The organism is Promicromonospora kroppenstedtii DSM 19349 (assembly GCF_000515355.1).
Classification (GTDB): Bacteria; Actinomycetota; Actinomycetes; order Actinomycetales; family Cellulomonadaceae; genus Promicromonospora; species Promicromonospora kroppenstedtii.
In genome coordinates this window covers 5,321-6,644 of sequence record NZ_KI911687.1, presented here as the reverse complement: position 1 = coordinate 6,644, position 1,324 = coordinate 5,321, and the positions used below count along the sequence as shown (strand labels likewise).

1 protein-coding gene is annotated in these 1,324 nt (G+C 73.6%); it reads right to left on the bottom strand.

The annotated features are described in order from the left end of the window. Positions 1 to 54: 54 nt before the first annotated feature. A complete protein-coding gene (locus tag PROKR_RS16275) occupies positions 55 to 1,323 on the bottom strand; it encodes an endonuclease/exonuclease/phosphatase family protein (protein ID WP_084800485.1) in 1,269 nt (422 codons plus the stop codon). Position 1,324: the final 1 nt, after the last annotated feature.

Below are 1,324 nucleotides of genomic sequence, written 5' to 3'. Positions count from 1 at the left end.
CGTGCAGGTCACTCCAGTGACCTGCACGCCCGACACCTCAGGGGCTTTGTCGCGTCAGAGCTTGACGTCGGTCCAGGTGAGCCGGTGGTCGCTGCTCGGGAACGGGTACACGCCCGTGAGCCGGGACAGCGGGTCCGCCGCCGCCGGCCAGAACACGCCCGCGTCCCGGACCCGCAGGTCGCGCGACGGGAGCACGTAGTCGACGCGCAGGTTGCCCGGCGTCGTGTCGGCGAAGTCGGCCGTGTCGAGCGCCGGGTCGCCCAGGTGCGTCAGGTTCGCGCCGGCCTGGAGCGCCGAGGCCTCGGGCGCGCCCGCCGACGTCGGCCGCGGGTCGGTGATCCGCGGGTGCCGCAGGAGCTGATCGATCGCCGGGACGCCGTCGTCGCCCGAGGCGGAGTCGCCGTCGAGCGGGTCGGCGTTGTAGTCGCCCACGATCACGAACGACGAGCCGGGGCGCAGCCCGCCGCGGTCACCCTCGTCGTCGTAGATGTACCGGGCGGTGCGGCCGCCGCGCACGTAGTCGGCCCAGAACCGGATCTCGTCGTGGTTGCGGAGGCCGTTGCGGTCCTCGGCCCCGTCGAACGACGGCGGCGTCGGGTGCGCGGCGAGCACGTGCACAGTCTCGCGGCCCACGCGGACCGGCACGTCCCAGTGCGACTTGGACGAGAGCGGCAGCACGGCGAGCTCCTCGGCGGAGTACCAGTCGGCCGGGTCGGCGGTGGCGGGGTCGTCCGGCAGCAGGGCGCCGGGCATGTCCTGCCACCTGAAGTGCTGGAACGTGCGGACGTCGCGGTGCTGGATCGGGTACTTGGACAGCACCACCATGCCGTACTGCCCCGGGAACAGGCCGAAGCCGAGCGCGTCGTCGCCGCCCCCGACCGTGCCGTCGTTGTTCAGGTCGAACCCGCTGGGGACGCCCGTGTTCGACGGCGCCACGAAGGCGTACGGGTACTCGACCGGCGCGCCCGTGCCCTGCGGCACCTCGAGGTAGTTCTCGCGGAACAGGTCGGCCGCGGCGTACGGGTCGGCGTCGCCGGAGTAGTCGAACTCGTTGAGCAGCACGACGTCGGGGTTCGCGTGCTGGATGACCTCGGCCACCGTGGCCGCCTGGACGTCGTCGCCCGTGGACAGGTCAGCGACGAGCTCGCCCTCCGCCGCGCGGTTCAGCGACAGGTTGTAGGTCGCGACGCGCAGGTCCCGGGGCTTGGCATGGTTCCGGTCGTGCCCGGCCGACGTCGCCGCGGCGGTGCCGTCCGGCGTCGTGCCCGCCGAGGCTGTGCCCGCCGAGGCCGTGCTCGCCGTGGCGAGGAAGGCCCCGGCCAGC